This window comes from Rhodospirillaceae bacterium, from assembly GCA_016712715.1.
Classification (GTDB): Bacteria; Pseudomonadota; Alphaproteobacteria; order Dongiales; family Dongiaceae; genus Dongia.
Genome location: JADJQM010000002.1, coordinates 1,312,939 through 1,330,268, shown reverse-complemented (window position 1 = coordinate 1,330,268; position 17,330 = coordinate 1,312,939). Strand labels below are relative to the sequence as shown.

The 17,330-nt window shown below is 64.4% G+C and carries 17 protein-coding genes and 2 pseudogenes; 8 read left to right on the top strand and 11 right to left on the bottom strand.

Annotated features, from left to right (window positions below; all coding sequences use genetic code 11):
• Nucleotides 1-60: 60 nt before the first annotated feature.
• The 4 genes and pseudogenes from IPK59_17375 to IPK59_17360 all read left to right on the top strand — a co-directional run bounded on the left by IPK59_17375 (nucleotide 61) and on the right by IPK59_17360 (nucleotide 4,163).
• Nucleotides 61-1,095 carry a zinc-dependent alcohol dehydrogenase gene (locus tag IPK59_17375; GenBank protein MBK8160461.1) on the top strand — a complete coding sequence of 345 codons (1,035 nt, stop codon included), beginning with the start codon at nucleotides 61-63 and terminating at the stop codon, nucleotides 1,093-1,095.
• Nucleotides 1,096-1,270: 175 nt separating this feature from the next.
• A pseudogene (locus IPK59_17370) lies at nucleotides 1,271-2,771 on the top strand (malate dehydrogenase).
• Nucleotides 2,696-3,550 (top strand): hypothetical protein, encoded by an 855-nt coding sequence (locus IPK59_17365; protein MBK8160460.1) that lies wholly within the window; start codon nucleotides 2,696-2,698, stop codon nucleotides 3,548-3,550. The pseudogene IPK59_17370 and the gene IPK59_17365 overlap by 76 nt, the downstream one beginning before the upstream one ends.
• Nucleotides 3,551-3,650: 100 nt before the next feature.
• Nucleotides 3,651-4,163, top strand: a complete 513-nt coding sequence (locus IPK59_17360) for a GNAT family N-acetyltransferase (GenBank protein ID MBK8160459.1) — start codon at nucleotides 3,651-3,653, stop codon at nucleotides 4,161-4,163.
• A gap of 13 nt (nucleotides 4,164-4,176) precedes the next feature.
• Here IPK59_17360 and IPK59_17355 read toward each other — a convergent pair.
• The 8 genes and pseudogenes from IPK59_17355 to IPK59_17320 all read right to left on the bottom strand — a co-directional run bounded on the left by IPK59_17355 (nucleotide 4,177) and on the right by IPK59_17320 (nucleotide 11,640).
• Nucleotides 4,177-6,623 (bottom strand): annotated as a pseudogene (locus IPK59_17355) (alpha/beta hydrolase).
• A 48-nt stretch (nucleotides 6,624-6,671) separates the two neighbouring features.
• Complete coding sequence (locus tag IPK59_17350; protein MBK8160458.1) at nucleotides 6,672-7,292, bottom strand: hypothetical protein; 621 nt, start codon at nucleotides 7,290-7,292, stop codon at nucleotides 6,672-6,674.
• A 124-nt stretch (nucleotides 7,293-7,416) separates the two neighbouring features.
• Nucleotides 7,417-7,980, bottom strand: coding sequence for an HNH endonuclease (locus tag IPK59_17345; protein ID MBK8160457.1), 564 nt, complete (start codon nucleotides 7,978-7,980; stop codon nucleotides 7,417-7,419).
• 176 nt (nucleotides 7,981-8,156) lie between these two features.
• Entirely contained in the window at nucleotides 8,157-8,837 is a 681-nt protein-coding gene (locus tag IPK59_17340; GenBank protein MBK8160456.1) for a dienelactone hydrolase family protein, read from the bottom strand.
• Between the two features lie 96 nt (nucleotides 8,838-8,933).
• On the bottom strand, nucleotides 8,934-9,440 hold the full coding sequence (locus IPK59_17335) for a PAS domain-containing protein (GenBank protein MBK8160455.1): 507 nt from the start codon (nucleotides 9,438-9,440) through the stop codon (nucleotides 8,934-8,936).
• A 146-nt stretch (nucleotides 9,441-9,586) separates the two neighbouring features.
• Complete coding sequence (locus IPK59_17330) at nucleotides 9,587-10,096, bottom strand: PAS domain-containing protein (protein MBK8160454.1); 510 nt, start codon at nucleotides 10,094-10,096, stop codon at nucleotides 9,587-9,589.
• An 18-nt stretch (nucleotides 10,097-10,114) separates the two neighbouring features.
• Nucleotides 10,115-10,990, bottom strand: a complete 876-nt coding sequence (locus tag IPK59_17325; GenBank protein MBK8160453.1) for a pirin family protein — start codon at nucleotides 10,988-10,990, stop codon at nucleotides 10,115-10,117.
• On the bottom strand, nucleotides 10,987-11,640 hold the full coding sequence (locus IPK59_17320; protein ID MBK8160452.1) for a hypothetical protein: 654 nt from the start codon (nucleotides 11,638-11,640) through the stop codon (nucleotides 10,987-10,989). Before IPK59_17320 ends, IPK59_17325 begins: the two co-directional genes overlap by 4 nt.
• A 14-nt stretch (nucleotides 11,641-11,654) precedes the next feature.
• Between IPK59_17320 and IPK59_17315 the strand changes: the two genes are divergently transcribed.
• Complete coding sequence (locus IPK59_17315; GenBank protein ID MBK8160451.1) at nucleotides 11,655-11,948, top strand: hypothetical protein; 294 nt, start codon at nucleotides 11,655-11,657, stop codon at nucleotides 11,946-11,948.
• A gap of 120 nt (nucleotides 11,949-12,068) precedes the next feature.
• Nucleotides 12,069-12,326, top strand: a complete 258-nt coding sequence (locus IPK59_17310; protein MBK8160450.1) for a hypothetical protein — start codon at nucleotides 12,069-12,071, stop codon at nucleotides 12,324-12,326.
• Here the strand turns inward: IPK59_17310 and IPK59_17305 are convergent.
• Nucleotides 12,292-12,672, bottom strand: coding sequence for a cupin domain-containing protein (locus IPK59_17305; protein MBK8160449.1), 381 nt, complete (start codon nucleotides 12,670-12,672; stop codon nucleotides 12,292-12,294). The genes IPK59_17310 and IPK59_17305 overlap by 35 nt on opposite strands.
• A complete protein-coding gene (locus IPK59_17300; protein MBK8160448.1) occupies nucleotides 12,669-13,268 on the bottom strand; it encodes a LysE family transporter in 600 nt (199 codons plus the stop codon). The genes IPK59_17305 and IPK59_17300 overlap by 4 nt, the downstream gene beginning before the upstream one ends.
• 100 nt (nucleotides 13,269-13,368) lie before the next feature.
• Here IPK59_17300 and IPK59_17295 point away from each other — a divergent pair, with 100 nt between their 5' ends.
• On the top strand, nucleotides 13,369-14,238 hold the full coding sequence (locus IPK59_17295) for a LysR family transcriptional regulator (protein MBK8160447.1): 870 nt from the start codon (nucleotides 13,369-13,371) through the stop codon (nucleotides 14,236-14,238).
• A gap of 6 nt (nucleotides 14,239-14,244) precedes the next feature.
• Here the strand turns inward: IPK59_17295 and IPK59_17290 are convergent, their stop codons facing one another.
• On the bottom strand, nucleotides 14,245-15,222 hold the full coding sequence (locus IPK59_17290; protein MBK8160446.1) for an ABC transporter ATP-binding protein: 978 nt from the start codon (nucleotides 15,220-15,222) through the stop codon (nucleotides 14,245-14,247).
• A gap of 197 nt (nucleotides 15,223-15,419) precedes the next feature.
• Between IPK59_17290 and IPK59_17285 the strand changes: the two genes are divergently transcribed.
• The gene (locus IPK59_17285; protein ID MBK8160445.1) at nucleotides 15,420-17,198 is read left to right on the top strand and encodes an SLC13 family permease; all 1,779 of its coding nucleotides are present in this window, start codon (nucleotides 15,420-15,422) and stop codon (nucleotides 17,196-17,198) included.
• Nucleotides 17,199-17,330: the final 132 nt, after the last annotated feature.

The window sequence follows — 17,330 nt, the reverse complement described above, 5'->3', positions numbered from 1 at the left end:
AGAATGCCCATTGCGGCGGAAAGCTGTCAATTGCGCGACCCAACCCGAAGAGGATTCCCCATGCAAGGCACCATGAAAGCCGCCATCCAGCGCAAGGCCGGCACGGCATTGAAGATCGAGAAGCTGCCGATCCCCGAGGCCGGCCCCGGCGAGATCCTGATCAAGGTCACGGCCTGCGGCGTGTGCCATTCCGATCTCCACGCGATCGACGGCGATTGGACGCCAGGTCCCGTGCTGCCGCTCATCCCCGGCCATGAAGTGGCTGGCCATGTGGCGGCCATCGGCGCCGGTGTGAAGGGCTTCCGCTTGGGGGATGCCGTCGGCGTGCCGTGGATGTACAGCGCCTGCGGCACCTGCGAGTTCTGCCTCGCCGGCATGGAGACGATCTGCAAGGCGGGTGAGGCCAGCGGCTATTCGAAGCCCGGCGGCTATGCCGAGTTCATGGTGGCGGACGCCAAATTCGTGGCGCGCCTGCCCAAGAGCGCCAACCTCTATGAGATCGCCCCCATCCTCTGCGCCGGCGTCACCACCTATCGCGGATTGAAGCGCACCAAGACGCGTCCCGGCCAGTGGATGACCGTGTTCGGCATCGGCGGCCTTGGCCACATTGCCGTGCAGTATGCGGTCGCCATGGGGATGCGCGTGGTGGCGGTCGATGTCGACGATGTGAAGCTGAAGCTCGCCAAGAAATTGGGCGCCGAGTTGACCGTCAACGCGAAAAAGGTCGATCCGGTCGCCGAGATCCAGGCGAAGATCGGCGGCAGCCATGGCGCCGTCGTCACCGCGGTGGCACCCCAGGCCTTCGAGCAGGCGATCGGCGTGCTGCGCCCGGCGGGCACGGTGGCCTATATCGGCCTCCCCGGCGGCAAATCCGACCAGATCCGCGCCTCGATCTCGCAGATCACCAATTGGGAACTGACCGTCACCGGCTCCAACGTGGGAACGCGTCTCGATCTCAACGAGGCGGTGGCCTTTGCCTTGAACGGCCTGGTGAAGGCCAAGATCCAGAAGGCACCGCTCACCCAGATCAACAAGATCTTCGACGCCATGCGCAAGGGCAAGATCGTCGGCCGTATGGTTCTCGATATCGCGTGATGTAGTCTGAGCTAAATCGTCATGGCCGGGCCAAGCCCGGCCATGACGGCTAGAATGAGTTGGTTTCGGCCGCCAACCCGCCGCCGACATCTTTGTTCTTCTCGCTGTTCCCCTTTAACTCCGGGCCGTTTCATGCAAGCCTGCGGGAAAGAGGTCAGGGAGAGTTCGCCAAATCATGAGCACCAAGAAGCCGACCATCACCGAGGAAGATGCGCTGCAGTTCCATGTCATGGGGCGGCCGGGCAAGATCGAGATCATCGCCTCGAAGCCGCTGACGACGCAGCGGGACCTGTCCCTGGCCTATTCCCCCGGCGTCGCCTATCCCTGCCTGCACATCGCCCGCGACCCCTCGACCGCCTATGATTATACCGCCAAGGGAAATCTCGTGGCGGTCATCTCCAACGGTACCGCGGTGCTGGGGCTGGGCGATCTGGGGGCGCTCGCCTCGAAACCGGTGATGGAGGGCAAGGCCGTCCTCTTCAAGCGCTTTGCCGACATCGATTCCATCGATCTTGAGGTCGACACCAAGGACGTGACCGAGTTCGTGAATTCGGTGCGCTATCTGGGGCCAAGTTTCGGCGGCATCAATCTCGAGGATATCAAGGCGCCGGAGTGCTTCATCATCGAGCAGCAATTGCGCGAGCTGATGGACATCCCCGTCTTCCATGACGACCAGCATGGCACGGCGATCATCGCGGCGGCGGGCATCCTCAACGCGATGCATCTCACCGGGCGCGATTTCAAGAACACCAAGATCGTGGTCAATGGCGCCGGTGCCGCCTCGATCGCCTGCGTCGAGCTGGTGAAGGCCATGGGCCTGCCCCATGACAATGCCATCCTGTGCGACACCAAGGGCGTCATCTATCAGGGCCGCACCGAAGGCATGAATCAGTGGAAATCGGCCCATGCGGTGAAGACCGATGCGCGCACGCTCGAAGAAGCGATGAAGGGCGCCGACGTGTTCCTGGGCCTCTCCGTGAAGGGTGCCGTGACACCCGCCATGGTGAAAAGCATGGCCGACAAGCCGATCATCTTCGCCATGGCCAATCCGGACCCCGAGGTGACGCCGGAGGAAGTGCAGGCGGTGCGCTCCGACGCCATCGTCGCCACCGGGCGCTCTGATTATGTGAACCAGGTCAACAATGTGCTGGGCTTCCCCTATATCTTCCGCGGCGCCCTCGATGTGCGCGCCTCCACCATCAACGATGCGATGAAGATCGCCGCCGCACACGCCATCGCCGACCTCGCCCGCGCCGACGTGCCGGAGGAAGTGGATGCCGCCTATTCCGGCCGGCGCCTGCGCTTTGGTCCCGACTACATCATCCCGGTGCCGTTCGATCCCCGCCTCATCACCCATGTGCCGCCGGCGGTCGCCAAGGCCGCCATGGACAGCGGTGTGGCTCGTAAGCCGATCATCGACATGGACGCCTTTGTGGCCTCACTGGCCGGCAGGCTCGACCCCGCCGCAGGCTCGTTGCAGCTCATCTTCGAGCGCGTGCGCCACAACCCGAAGCGCGTCGTCTTCGCCGAGGGCGAGGAGGAAAAGGTCATCCGCGCCGCCATCGCCTTCCGCTCGTCGGGCTATGGCACGCCGGTATTGGTGGGCAGGCCCGAGCGCATCGCCGAGGTCATCAAGAGCCAAAGCCTGCATGATGCCGACGGGCTCGAGGTGGTGACCGCCGCCAACACGCCGCACCGACAGCACTATCACGACATGCTTTATGAACGCTTGCAGCGCAAGGGCATCCTGTCGCGCGACGTGCAGCGCATGGTCAACCAGGACCGCAATGTCTTTGCCGCCTGCATGGTGGCGGCGGGCCACGCCGATGCCATGGTCACGGGTGTGACGCGCAGCTTCAATGTCTGCCTCGACGATGCCATGCGGGTCATCGACCCCCGGCCCGGGCAGACCCTGATGGGTCTGACCATCCTGGTGGCCGGCGGGCGCACGGTGCTGCTGGCCGATACCAACGTCCATGAACTGCCCTCGGCCGAGCAGCTTGCCGACTTCGCCGTGCAGACGGCGGCCATCGCCAGACAGCTTGGCCACGAGCCACGCATAGCCCTCCTCTCCTTCTCCAATTTCGGCAACCCGCCGCGTGAGAAAGCCGTGCGCATCCGCGAGGCCGTGCTGGTCTTGGACCAGCGCCGGGTCGATTTTGAATATGAAGGCGAGATGCAGGCGAACGTCGCCTTGAACTATGGGTTGATGAAGGAGCTTTACCCCTTCACGCGCCTCTCCGGTCCCGCCAACATCCTCATCATGCCGGCGTTGCATTCCGCCAACATCGCCGCGAAGCTGATGCAGGAATTGGGCGGCACATCCTTCGGCCCGGTCCTGGTCGGCCTGTCCAAATCGGTGCAGATCGTCCAGACCGGCGCCACGGTCAACGAACTGGTGACCGCGGCAGCCTTCGCCTCGCTCGCCACAACACCGCTCAGTACGTTGCGCTAGGGAATCGGCACCCGCTGCTGCCATTGGTCGCGCCGCGTACGATTGCATTCCGGCATCGATTTGCGCAGATTGGCGCCTGGAAATCGCTGTGAGAGACGTCATGCCCCAGATCGAAACCCTGACCCCCAAATTCGCGACCAAGGACCGCTTCGCCCTCATCGAACTGCTGATGGATGTGGTCGAGGCAGGGGCCGCGATCAGCTTCCTGCCGCCGATGACCGAGGGCGAGGCTGGGGCTTTCTGGGACAAGGCGCTCTCTGATCTCTCCCATCGCAGCATCCTGGTGGCGCGCGATGCCGCCGGCCGCATCCAGGGCAGCGTGCAGTTGATCCCGGCCGCCATGCCCAACCAGCCCCACCGCGCCGAGATCGCCAAACTGCTGGTGCACACCAAGGCCCGCCGCAAGGGGATCGGCCGTGCGCTGATGCTGGCGGCGGAAGCGGAAGCCAAAGCGCTCGGCCGCACCCTCCTCACCCTCGACACCCGCCGCGGCGACGATGGCGAGGCGCTCTATCGCAATTTGGGCTATGTCGAGGTGGGCGTCATACCGCGCTATGCCAAGAACGCCGACGGCAGCTTCCACGACACGGTGGTGTTCTACAAGGAACTGTGATTGGGGGAGCGGCTCAGTCGATGAGACCGAGCACACCGCTCTCATAGCGCACTTGTCGCCCCAACCAGGCGGCGTCGATGTCCGGCACCACCGCCGACGGTTTGCGCAGTTCTCGCAGCAAGGTGGCGCCGTGGGACAGCTTGCCGCCCATGCGCGCGATGACCGCCCGTGCCGCGCGGTATTCTTCGTAACGACCTGGGTCCAGGGTCTCAACCAGGAGAATATCGGTTCCCAGCACGCCCGTCACCGCGCCTGGATAGATCACAAAGGCGTCGGCCTTGCCGGGTCCATCGCGCCCGTCCTGCCAGAAACTGCCCTGTCGGAGCCGCGCACGGGGATGCGGCGCAAACCAGACGAGCCGGTCTTGCGGCAAAAAGGCGTGATGCAGGCGAAAGAAGATGCGCATGAGATTGTCGCGGTACCATTCGCGCAATTGCACATAATGGCCGCGCATGCCGGGCAGGCCCAGCCCATGCGCCCATCTGATCGCCGTCGGCCAAGTCGGCAAGGGCGTGATCGGCAAGCCGTCGCCACTCCCGTCTGGCAGCGGGCGTGGCGTCGCGGGGTCGGTTTCCCACGGCAGGCGGTGCGGTGCTCCCGGCATGTCGCCATAGACGGTCGCAGGCTGACCGAGGTAGCTGCCGCCAGCGCTGGCGATCGCTGTTGCGATGCACAGATTGCCCTGCACGGTGAAGAGATAAAAGCGCGTGAACCAATCCGCCAAACACTGGCCATCGGCACCGGCGGCAACCAGTGCCGCCAGTTCCAGATCGAACCGGCGCAGCGATTCCTCTAGCGCCAGCATGGCGCGGCGACTTTCCCGCTGCATGCGCCAAAAGCAGCTGAGGTTGCGCAGGCACCGCCACGGATGTGCGGCAAATACCGGCACGGCGCCACCGACTTCACGCGCATAGCGCCGGGAGGAGAAGCCCCAATCTTTCAGCCGCGCCAGGAACAGATCATTGTTGATATAGGATGCCTCGTCGAACAGAGCGGTAAAGGGCTCATTGTCGGCCAGCACCCGGGAATCCCAGCGCGCCATAACCGCCGGTATGCTGGCGTCCGCGCGCCGTTGCGCATATTCCACCAGTCGGCTGGGTCGTGAAGGGAGTATTTCCGCGATATTGGCGGAGGTCAGATGCCGCCGCCAGCCATAGATCGTGACCGGCCGGTATTGCAGCAGCCATAATTGCTGGCCGTCCCAGGCCCATTCGACATCACCCGGTACATAGTGGAACGCCCGCAGCACGTCCTGCAGGAAGGTCCATAAAGCGTGCTGGCTGAGACCCTGCGTTTGACCGAACGTACCATCGGCCCAATCGCTGCCGAGGCGCGACAGCGTGACCTTGTGCGGCTGCACGTCGCCATCCGCCAGCGCGGCGAGATGCCCGTCGAGCCATTCGATCTCGGCAGCGAGATGGCGCACGAAGGCTATGCCGGAGAGACGCGGCGCGACGTAACGCTGGACGACCACCTCGTCCACGCCGGCGCGGTGCAGTTCGGCGACACGGAAGGGTACCTCGCCCGCATTCTGGCGCAGAAAAGTGGCGCTCAATCCGGCATTGGCGGCATCGGCCTTGTCTTCCGTGGTGCTGGAGGAGCGCACCGCAAAGACGCCATCGCTGTGCTCGGCCAGGAAGGCCGCCAGGGCAGGGTTGCCTGCTGTCCGGATCGTGGTTGCCGCCGGTACTGGCAGGCCGGCCAAAATCGCCAGTTGCAGACGGCCGCCCTTGCTGTGCGCTGTGAACCCGGCCTCGCCTTGCTCAAGCCAGGCGACAAACCCTGCCGGGTCGTCGATCCAGGGATAGTGGCCCCAATCCTCCCGGATGCCGACGGTGAGGGCGGCGCGCGCCAGAATGGCCGACCAGGCCGCCGCCTGATCCGCGGAAATGACGCCGTCCTGCGTCCCCCAAACCAGGTCGATCGGATCGGCAATCCATTCCAGCAAAGGCAATGCCGTTTCGGCGCGCATCATGTCCCAATAGGGCTGGAATGCCCGGCACCGACGATAGCCGCGCCCCATCCGCCGATATTGGTCCGCCGTCCATTGCTTGTTGGAGAATTTCCCGGCAAGCCAGTGTGGGCGGTGTGCCAACAGCCAGTGCGCCAGCTTGCGGAGCGGCCGCCACGCCATCAGCGCGGGCAGGCGTCGCTGCCACAGAAAGGCGCCGACCGGCGCAAGCAGGATCGTGTGGGAGAAGTGGCCAGGCCTTCGCTGCAAGGCGTGGAGCACTGGCAGCGCATTGACGCCAACGGCAAGAATGGCGGCGCCCGGCTGCGTCATCGCCAGCAAGGCGTCCGCATATGCCACGAGATCGCGGCAAGGGGGTGCCGGATTGTCGCCGAATCCCGGCAATTCCAGGGAACCGGCCGGTAGCGACCGAAAAACTGCAGGGTGTCGTCCCACCAATCGGCGGCGCTTCCATTACCGGCGAGCAGATAGAGAACCGGTCTGTTCATGTCCGTCGCCTGGTCCCGCCCTGTTGACGAGTTGCCCTGTAATCCCGCCTACAACACGCTCTGCGGCACGCCCGTCACGCGTTCGACGAGCCAGCGGCGGGCTTGCAGGCAGGCCTGCACCGTGGGGCCGAGCCCGACCGCGATGATGATCGTGCCGAGACCCACCGTGCCGCCCAGCAGGAAGCCGATTATCAGCGCCATCACCTCGACGATGGTGCGCGACAGGCGGATCGAGAATTCGAATTTCTTGTTGAGCCCGACCATCACCCCGTCGCGCGGGCCTGTGCCGAGGCGGGCCGGCAGATAGAGCGCGCTGCCAATTGCCATCAGGAGGATGCCGCCCAGCATGTAGCTCCAGCGGATGACGATGTTGTCAGGGGCGTCCAGGATGGAGAGAAAGAATTCCGCCGAGGGACCGATCACCAGCGCATTCAACACCGTGCCGATGCCGGGCTTCATCTTCAAGGGGATCCAGAGCAGCAGCACACCGACGCTGGTGACGACACCGGCCCAGCCGATGCCGATGCCAAGATGATGCCCCAGGCCCTGGTGGAACACATCCCAGGGCGAGAGGCCGAGATCGGCGCGCACCTGCAGCGCCACGGCGAGGCCCCAGATGACGAAGCCGATCAGCAGCGGCAGCAGCCGCTTCAGCAGGAAATCGAACATGGAGATTTGGCCCCGACGCTGGTGTGCCCCATGCTTAGGGGAGGTGCGGGGCGCTGACAACAGCGGCGGCACGCACGCCAGCCATGCGTCGCATAGTCCCATTGCCGCAATTGTCCGGGGACAATCAACCGGTTTCGAGTTCGCTGTCCCAGTAAAGAAAATCCCGCCAACTCCGGTGGAGATAATTTGGCGGGAAGGCACGGCCGTTTTCCTGAAGCTCGAAGGTCGTCGGTTGCAACGGCCTCCTTTTGGGGAACATGCCGACCTGGTGCGGCAGTTTGCTGCCCTTCCTGAGGTTGCAGGCCTGGCAGGCCGCGACGACATTCTGCCACGAAGTGCGGCCACCGCGGGCGCGCGGCACGACGTGATCAAAGGTGAGGTCATGGGCTGCCGAATGCCGGCCGCAATACTGGCAGCGGAACCGGTCGCGCAGGAAGACGTTGAACCGCGTGAAGGCTGGCCTGCGCTCCTGCGGGACATATTCTTTCAGTGAAATGACCGAGGGCAGCCGCATGGCGAGGCTGGGGCTGTGCACCATTTCATCGTATTCGCTGAGAATGTTGACCCGGTCGAGGAACACCGCCTTGACGGCTTCCTGCCAGGGCCACAGGGACAACGGGAAGTAGCTCAACGGCCGGAAATCGGCGTTGAGGACCAGGGCCGGACATGCCTCAGGTGAGGCCATCATAATGCCATCTCCCGCACTTCCCAAGACTCCTCTCGGGGGCCGCCACTCATCCGCTGATCTGCGGATGACCGCAACCCAACGTGCTAGGAATAGCCGGGGCGGAAAGAAAACTCAAGATGTAGCGGGTAACCCTCGGCGATCTTTCACGATGTTGTCATTCCCCAGTGTGTGACACCTTAATGATGGTGCCCATGGTCGTGATGCGTGCACATCAATTGATGCAGCATCGAGGCACCCAGTTCCAGGCCGCGCTGGTCAATGGAGTGCGGCAGGCCCGGCCGGCCTTCGGCGGCGACGCGAACGCCGGCGGCCTTCAGCGCTTCCTCGGCCTCGGCCATGGCGGCAAAGGGCAGAACCTGGTCGGCCATGCCATGGACCAGCAGCACCGGGGGTTTCGACCGGATCTCGCTGGCGAGCAGGTCGGGCGCCACCAGCATGCCGGAATAGCCGATGATGGCGGCCGCCGGGTTGGGCCGGCGCAGGCCGACATGGAGCGCCATCATGGTGCCCTGGCTGAAGCCGATGAGGGCCAGCTGCGCCTCGGTGAGGCCGCGCGCCGCCAGCTGTTCATCAAGATAGGCATCAAGGATGGGCGCCGCTTCGCGGGCACCCTGGAGACGCGTTTCGTCGTTGCGCTCCTCAAGACCGAACCATTGATAGCCGCCGAACGGGTTGGCCTCGCAGGGGAAGGGCGCGTTGGGCGAGAGGAACTCGGCCTCGGGCAAGGCCGGCGCCAAATAGGGGGCCAGGCTGATCAGATCCTCGCCATTGGAGCCGTAGCCGTGCAGGAACACCACCAATTGCTCGGGCTTGCCGCCGGCCAGGGGCGGATGCGAGGGACCGTCGAGTTTGATCATCGGTGGATTGCCTTCGGTGAGTTGCGCGAAGCCCTCCTCTTAGCAGGAGAAATCCCACCAAGGAAGATGCGCCCGCCGAGCCAGCCGATTCGCCCCTCAGGGCACCGGCTTGCGGATGAAATCTATGAACATCAGCTGCATGCTCCAGCCCGGCTCTGCCACGCCAAGCGGCAGCAGGATATTTTCGACATAGATGAAATCATTGTTCGGGCCGACATAGTTGGGCCGCTGCAGCATGGGCCGGCCGGTCTCATCGAGGAGCTTGTGCCGCGGCCAGATCGAGCTGTTGGCATCGTAATTGAGAAACTCCGAGAACCAGTGGCCGGCATAGTCCCGCGACAGATTTTGCCGCACATGGCTGCCCACCAGGCGAAAACGGAAATCGAGCGGCTCGCGCCGCACATCGAACAGGATGATATGCGGCACCAGGCTCGGGATATCGATGATCGGATCGAGATCGCTGCGCAACGGCATCTTGCGGCCCAAGCGGCGGCTGTTCCAGTAGCGAAATCCTGCGACGATCAGCGGCGAGCTCATCCCGAGCTCCGCCATGCCGCGCGCCAGGCCATCCGCATCATCGGCGTCGAATTGAACCTGCTGCATGAAGCCTCTGGCGACCATACCCCGCGCGGAATTGTGGCGCCGAAAGAGCCGTGGCGCCAATACTTCTTTGGTTGATGGCGGCGTGCGCTGGCCCTTAAACTCATGCTGCACAGCAGCACCGTCGATTTTGCCCAGACCTGGCGGCGCTAGGGCGATTTCTTCCGGATGAAGTCGATGAAGATCATCTGCATGCCCCAGCCATCCCGCGCGACGCTGAGCGGCAGCAGGATATTCTCGACATACATGAAGTCATCATGGGGACCGACATAGACGGGCCGCAGCAGCACCGGCTGCTGATTCCGCTCGACAAGATCAAGGGACCGCCAGACCGAACTTTCGCGATTGCTGTAGTTCGGGTCTTCCGAGAACCATTGGCCGGTATAGTCATGCCAGAAATTCTGCCGCACCTTGCTGCCGACCAGGCGCCAGCGAAAGTCGAGCGGCTCGTGCCGCACGTCGAACAGCATGACATTGGGGACCAGCCGCGGAATATCGATGAGCGGATCGAGATCGGCCCGCGCCGGCGCCGCACGACCCTGCCGCCGGCTGTTCCAATAGCGAAAACCGGCGCGGACCAAGGGTGAATGCATATCGAGCGATGCCATGCCGCGCGCCAGCCCCTCGGGATCGTCGGCATCGAACTGGACCAGCTGCATGAATCCCCTATCCGTCCCCTATTCAGGCAGGGGAATGAACTCGTGCTCGCCCGGAATTCTGACGCCGAACTGGTCGCGGCGCCAATCCTCTTTGGCCTGCTCGATCCGGTCTGGACGCGATGAGACAAAATTCCACCAGATATGGCGGGGGCCATCCATGGGCTCGCCGCCCAGCACGACAAAGCGCGCCGGCGGCACCGCCGTGAGCACGATATCGCCGGCACCGAAGGCCAGCAGGCGCCCGGGTTCGAATGACACGCCGTCGATCGCAACGATACCTTCGATGAGATAGGCGGCGCGCTCGTCGTAGCTCGTGTCGAGCAGGAAGCGTGCACCCGCCTGCAGGGTGACGTCGCCATAGAAGAGCGCCGAATGGGTCGCGACCGGTGAGGTGAGACCCTGAAGGGTTCCGGCAATCATCTTGAGATGCATGCCGCCATCCGATGCTTCCGGCAGCGTGGTGCCGGCAAAATGCAGGAAGGCGGGATCGGTCTCTTCGTCACGCCGCGGCATGGCCACCCAGGATTGCAGGCCATAAAGCGATTGCGGCCTTTTCCGGAGCTCGGCATCGGAGCGTTCCGAATGCACGATGCCGCGCCCGGCCGTCATCCAGTTGACATCGCCGGGCTCGATCGATTGCTCGAAGCCGAGGCTGTCGCGATGCACGATCGATCCCGCGAGCAGATAGGTGACGGTGGAGAGGCCGATATGGGGATGGGGCCGCACATCCATGCCCTTGCCGGCGGCGAGGGTCACCGGGCCGAACTGATCGAGGAACACGAACGGCCCCACCATGCGCCGGGCCGCCGCCGGCAGCACGCGCATGACTGAAAAATCGCCGATGTCGCGCGTGCGCGGCACGATGATCGTTTCGACAGGCACGGGCTCGGTCATGTGGCGCTTCCCTGGTTGAGGCCAGCTTGCCTGTCGGCGGCCGCTTCCGCCAGCAGCCAATCGCGCAAGGTCGCGATTTCGCGGCGGCGGGCAGCATGTTCCGGGCAGACGAAGTAATAGCCGAGATCGCTTTTGACGCGGGCGGCAAAGGGCGCCACCAGCTTCTTGGCCAGGATGAGATCCTGCACCGCGGTGGTGTTGGCGAGATAGACCCCCTGCCCGCCCAGAGCCGCCTCGATCACCACAAGGCCGTCATTGAAGTGAAGCCCGCTTCTGGCATCGACGCCTTTTACCCCGGCTTGCGTCAACCAATCCTGCCAGGTCGGCCATTTGCCCTGGCGCGACGACCAGTCATTGTGGAGCAATGTGTGATGCCGGAGGTCGGCGGGGGTTTTCAGCGGATGGGTTCCGCGCAGCAGCTTGGGGCTGCAGACTGGGAACAATTCCTCGGCCAGCAGGAAATGCGCATCCAGCCCCGGGAACTTGCCAACGCCGAAGCGAATCGCGGCATCGACCTGGTCGCGGCCAAAATCGGCATAGCGGCGATTGGCATCGAGCAGCAGATCGACGCTGCCCGGCAGCGCGCGGTAGCGCGGCAGCCGCGCGATGAGCCAGCTCGCGGCCAGGGTTGGATCGACGCTGAGCCGGATCTGGGGCTCGCCTGGTGATCGCGGAACTGCCGAACGGCTTCCGACAGCAGGCGAAAGCCAGCGCTCAGCGTATCGCTGCCGGCGCGCGCCGCCTCGGTCAGTTCCAGCGCATTGCCACGCCGGCGGATGAGTTGGAGGCCGAGATCGGCTTCCATCGCCTTCACCTGCTGGCTGACGGCCGCCGGCGTCACATGCAGCTCCGCCGCCGCCGCCCGCACGCTGCCCAGCCGCGCCACCGCCTCGAAGGCGCGCAAGGCTGGCAACATCGGCATCCTCTCGGCCATCTTGTCCTGTTAAGTTTTGCTTAATCCACTTGGTACGGCTTCTAAGCTGACTTCGGCCGTGATCCCGCCAATATAGCCAGTATCGGCTGGTCCTGGAAACTCCTTCCAGGCATCAGCACTTAAGGAAAGCTATGAGGTGCCATGATGCCGAACGATTTCAATTCGCTGTTCTTCAGCTATACCCCCCATGCCGACCAGCGGGTGCATGACGAACGTCTGCTGCGCGATATCGGCCTCACCCGGACGGAATCCGGCGCGCTGGCCCTGGCAGAGGATCCGACCCATCTGGTGCCAGCGCCACCCCGCCCGGCCCGTCGCTGGCTGCGCGTCGCACTTGACTTGCTGGATGGCGGGAGGCGCGCTGTGCCTAGCGCCCCAGCTGCTGGGCGATCGTCTTGCTGAGGGGCGATTCCGTGGCGCCGGTGTGGCGGGTGGTGACGGGCTCGATGAGCACGATCCAGCATTCCGCGACCGCCACGGGATTGTGCTGGACGCCGCGCGGCACGACATGGATCGAGCCGGCCGGCAGATCGACCGTCGGCCGGTCCTGATACTCGATGCGCAGATGGCCGCGCAGCACGTGGAACAGTTCGTCTTCATCCGCGTGGGCATGCCAGACGAAGCTGCCGCGGAGCTTGGCAACCTTCACGTACTGGTCGTTCACCTGCGCCACGATCCTGGGTGACCAATAGTCGGTGAGCGCCTCGGCCGCTGTCAGCAGGTCGATGGTGGTGGGAAAGCCGCTCATGCCCGCCACATCGGCACAATGGATATCGCGAGCAGCAGGCCGAGGCTGATGTTGAGGACGCGCCATTGCAGGTCGCTCTGCAACAGGCGGGACAACATCAGGCCCGCCGTGCACCACAGCGCCATCGACAGGATGCCCGTGAGACCGAACGCCGTCCCAAGCAGCAGCGCCAACTCTCCCGGACCGCTGGCGAGCGTCGCAAAGGACGCGGCCGCGCCCAAAGTCATCGCCCAGGCCTTGGGGTTCAGCCATTGCAGGCAGGCGCCGCCGACCAGGCTGGTTGGGGCCGCAAGGTCCGTCGCCGGATGGGGCCGACCCTTGCGGCCGATCTGGGTGGCGAGCCACAGCAGATAGGCCGATCCCGCAATCTTGAGGAAGAGATGCAGGAAGGGCGCTGCCAGCAACAGGCCGGCAAGGCCACTCGCCGCGGCGGCCGCCAAGGTGGCAAGGCCAAGACCGACCCCGGCCAGGAGCGGCACCGAACGCTTGAATCCAAAGCTCGCGCCCGATGCGGTGGCGAGCGCCGTCGCGGCACCGGGGGTGGTGGTGGCCACGACCGCAAAAAGGAGGATGGGGAGAAGCGATTGGAGAGTCATGAAGCGGCCTTTCGAGGGGTCGGCCGCAAGCTAGGTCCTGGCAATTCATCAGTAAATGCAATATTATTACAATTATATATTAGATATCGTAATGATGATCATGCCCCAGAACCTTGATACCAGCCTGATGCGGACCTTCGTCGCCGTCGCCGAAAGCCACAGCATGACCGCGGCCGCGAGCGCGCTCCACCTCACCCAGGGCGCCGTCAGCCAGCAGGTGAAACGGCTGGAGGATGTGCTGGGCTGCCCGCTTTTTGCCCGCGATCGCCGCAGCTTGCGCCTGACGGCCGAGGGCGAGCGCCTGTTCGGCAAGGCCAAGCGCCTGCTGGGCCTCAATGACGAGATCTGGGCCGAGATGACCGGCAACACGGTCACCGGCCGAGTGCGGCTGGGCGTGCCCTATGACCTGGTCGGCACGATCCTTTCCCCGGTCCTGAAGGCCTATACTGAGGCCTGGCCGCAAGTCGATGTCTCGCTGGTCTGCGCCTCGTCGCCCGATCTCGCCGTGGCATTGGGCAAGGGCGATGTCGATCTTGCGGTGATCGAGGAGCCGCTCGGCCCCACGACGGGCGAATGCCTCGCGGTCGAAAAGCTGGTCTGGGTCGGCGCCCGCGCCGGTGCCGCCCATGAGAAGCGACCGCTGCCCATCTCGATGGTGACCGATACCTGCGCGTTCCGTCCCCTGGTTTTGAACGCGCTGGAGGCAAAAGGCATTCCGTGGCGGACCCTGTTCGAGAACGGCAATATCGAGGCGACGCGCGCCACCGTGCGCACGGACCTTGCCATCACCGCCTGGCTCGCCTCCACCGTGCCGGCCGATCTCGACATCCTGGCAGCGGACGCCACCTTGCCGGAGCTGCCGAGCTTTGCCATTAACCTCCATCTGGCATCCGCCAACAACAGTCCCGCCACATTGGAATTCGCCCGCTTCATCCGCGACGGCCTGCTGCGCCAGCGCAGCGCGGCGTAGCGTCGCTCAATCTGCAGACCGGCCTGCGACTGACCGGCCGCTTGACGGCCGCTTGATGATCGCATCCGCCGGCAGGGCGTCGGCGATGAGGTGGTATTTGACCGCCGCGTTGGAGGCAGTGCGATAGAAGGTCAACAACTGGTCCCAGGGATCGGCCACCTTCTGGAAGCCGGTGATGAAGACGACCAGCGTGCTCACCTCGACCTCGCCCTTGATCACCAGCCAGCCGCCGACCGACAGCACAATGAGTGGCGCCAGCGCATCGAGGAGATTGCCGAAGAAGGTGAGAAAGTACTTCACCCGGTAGATACTGATCCTGGTGCGGAAGGCGCCGTCGACCAGGCGTTTGAAGCGGCGCTGGAATTTCGGCTGTCCCTTTCGGTCGAGTTCGGAGCCGACGATAGTGTCGCCCATCCTGCGCAAGAGCCTTGCATGGATATTGCCCCAGCGATTGATGCGCCGCTGTCCCAGAGGCACCACCAGCATCTGCGGCATGTAGAGCGCCGCGGCGAAGATGGCGATCCGGGGCTCGACCCAGATGAGATAGCCAATGGCGGAGAGCGCCGTCCCGGCCTGCAATAGCGGAAATGAGATGCTGTCGCCGACGAAGCCGGCGAGGTCCTCGGTCTCGGCCGCGACCATCGAGACGACGGCGCCCTTCTTGACCGCGCCGGGTTCCCCCGCCTTCTGCGTGCCATCGAAGATGGTTTGCCGCAGCAGCCGCGCCACATCCTCGACCATCCAGCCGCGGTAAACGTTGAGACTGTATTTGAGGCCGCCCTGCAGCAGCAGCACCCCAAGATAAATGCCGCTTAGTGTGAAGAGGTAGCTGACCGCGCCGGTATGGATCGCCTCATCGACAATGCGCCGCTGCAATTCGAGCGGCACCGTGGTGAGCAGCGAGACGATGATGGTGAGGCTGCACAGCAGGATCTGCTTGCGGCCGCTGACCTGCCAGATGAAGGCGAACAGTGATTTGGGCATGATGCGAAAAGGGAGCCTGTCCCGACGATCCGAGGATGGCCAGCGCGACTCAGCCGGCAATACCGCAGTCTAGCCCCATTTTTTGTCGCCTGCGTAGGCTTTTGCTGTCATTCCAACGGTCCCCGATGGGTGCTGGACGGGAACCAAAACCCACCTGCGCGGTTTGGGCGGCGGGGCTAGCGTGGAGAAAGCGGATCATGACCATCGACCAGGGCCTTGCCTTTGCCATCATCGCCGTGATGATGGTGCTGTTCCTGTGGGGCCGTCCGCGCTATGACCTGACCGCATGTCTCGCCCTCCTGGTGGCGGTCGGTGTCGGCATCGTCAAGCCGGATGAGGCGTTCAAAGGGTTCAGCAACGACATCGTGCTGATCGTGGCCGCGGCCCTGGTGGTGAGCAGCGCCATCGCCCAGACCGGTATCCTCGAGGCGCTGATCAAGCGCATCCTGCCCAGCGGCCATTCCATGCAGTTGCAGATGCTCGTGCTGGTCGTGGCGGTGACGGTGCTCTCCGCCTTCATCAAGAATATCGGGGCCCTTGCCATCATGATACCGGTCGCCTTCCAGATGGCGCGCCGCTCCGGGGTCTCGCCTTCGCGCTTCCTGATGCCGATGTCGTTCGGCGCCTTGCTGGGCGGCCTCATGACCCAGATCGGCACCTCGCCCAACATCATCGTCTCCGAGGTGCGCGGCCAGCTCACCGGGCAGCCTTTCTCGATGTTCGATTTCACGCCCGTGGGCGCGATCCTCGCCGTGGCCGGTGTCGCCTTCCTGATGGTCGGCCATCGCCTGCTCCCCGAGCGCCAGCGCGCCACCGCCTCCCTCGACGAAGCGGTCATGATCAAGAACTATGTGACCGAAGCGCTCATCACCGGCGGCTCGCCCATGGTCGGCAAGACCATCTCGCAGCTGCAGGCCCTGGCCGATGGCGACGCCAAGGTGACGGCGTTGCTCGAAGAGGATGACAGGCGCATCGTGCCGCTGCCCGACGCTATCCTCAAGATCGGTCACACCGTCATCCTGGAGGGTGACCAGGACGCGTTGGAGCGCATCGTCTCGCGCGGCAAATTGAAACTGGAATCCGGCCATCGCACGCCGGACGCCCCGGAACCCCAGGCCGAGATCCGCAGCATCGAGGCGGTGATCGGCTTGAATTCGCAATTGATCGGCCTGTCGGCGCAGGGCTCCGACCTGTTCGAGCGCTTCGGCGTCAATCTGCTGGCGGTGAGCCGCACCGGCGAGCGCCTGACCGAACGCCTCGGCACGATCGAACTGCAGATGGGCGATGTCGTCGTGCTGCAGGGCAATTTCGCCGGTCTGCCGGAGAAGCTGCGGGCCCTTAACTGCCTGCCTTTGGCCGAGCGTGAACTGTTTCTGGGGCGACCGCGCGCGGCCTTGCTGCCGGTTCTCATCCTGGTGGCAGCGATGGGCCTCACCGCCTTCGGCCTGGTACCTGTGGCCATCGCCTTTTTCGGCGCCGCCGTGCTCATGGTGCTGACCGGCGCCATCGCCTTGCGCCAGGTCTATCAGATCGTCGAATGGCCGATCGTCCTCATGCTGGCAGCCCTCATCCCGGTGAGTGAGGCGCTGCACACCACGGGGGCAACCGATCTGGTGGCCGGCTGGCTCTCGACCGCTGCCACCGGCTTGCCGCCCTATGGCGCGCTGACCCTCATCCTTGCCGCCGCCATGGCAGTGACGCCGTTCCTCAACAATGCCGCCACCGTGCTGATCATGGCGCCCATTGCCGCGAGCTTCTCGACCGCCTTGGGTTACCAGCCGGATGCCTTCCTGATGGCGGTGGCGATCGGGGCGGGCTGCGATTTCCTCACCCCCATCGGGCATCAATGCAACACGCTGGTGATGGGGCCGGGCGGTTATCGCTTCGGCGACTATGCGCGCCTCGGCGGCCCGCTCTCGCTCATCGTCATTCTTGTCTCGGTGCCGGCGCTCCTTTATTTCTGGCCGCTCTCCTAGAACTCGTCGGCGCTGGCAAACCCCACGGATTTGCCGGTTATTCGGGCGTGACAGGTCGTCACAGATCCCGCGCCATGGAATGGTTGTGATTCCCGCACATCTTGTTAAAGATGGCGCCGACGCGCGGCCCAG